This is a genomic window from Marinitenerispora sediminis (assembly GCF_003336425.1).
Lineage (GTDB): Bacteria > Actinomycetota > Actinomycetes > Streptosporangiales > Streptosporangiaceae > Marinitenerispora > Marinitenerispora sediminis.
In genome coordinates this window covers 1-645 of record NZ_QEIO01000337.1, presented here as the reverse complement: position 1 = coordinate 645, position 645 = coordinate 1, and the positions used below count along the sequence as shown (strand labels likewise).

Annotated in this window: 1 protein-coding gene; it reads right to left on the bottom strand. The window is 73.2% G+C overall.

Annotated features, from left to right (window positions below; translation table 11 throughout):
* Positions 1-131 precede the first annotated feature (131 nt).
* A partial coding sequence (locus DEF28_RS26670; RefSeq protein WP_325049045.1) for a 3-oxoacyl-[acyl-carrier-protein] synthase III C-terminal domain-containing protein occupies positions 132-645 on the bottom strand: 514 nt, incomplete at its 5' end.

Genomic DNA, 645 nt, shown 5'->3' with positions numbered 1-645 from the left:
GTGTGGGGGCGCGGCGCGGGTGGTGTGTGGGTGTGCTGGGGGTCGCGCTCCCCCGCTGGTTGGGTTCCTCGTTGGTGGGTTGTTGTGCGCGGTCGGTGGTTGCCGGCCGCGCTGTGCTGTGTGTGGGGGTGTCAGGCGGGGGTGGTCCAGGGCGGGGTGGTGGTGATCTCGATGACGGCGGCGGACCAGGTGAAGCCGGCGCCGACGCTGGTGAGGAGGCAGAGGGTGCCGGGGGTGAGGCGGCCGGTGGCGGCGAGGTGGTCGAGGCCGGCGAAGGGGTCGCCGGCGCCGAGGTGGCCGATGGTGCGGCTCCAGGGCCAGGTGGTGTCGTGGGGGTCGATGCCGAATTTGCTGAGGTAGCCGGCTTCGAGGCGGCGGCGGCCGAGGTGGGGCAGGGCGAAGGTGTCGATGTCGGCGAGGGTGGTGTCGGCGGCGGTGAGGGCGCGTTCGACGACGAGGTGCTGGTTGGTGGTGACGCGGCTGATGGCGCGCATGATGTCGGTGCGGCGGGTGAAGGCTTTCTTGCAGGTGTCGAGGTCGACGGTGGGGCGGGTTTCGAAGGGGGCGCGGCCGAAGGGGTCGTCGCCGCGGTGCATGCCTTCGAGGTCGGGGGCGGAGACGGTGGCGTGGCCGCGGAGGCGGGCG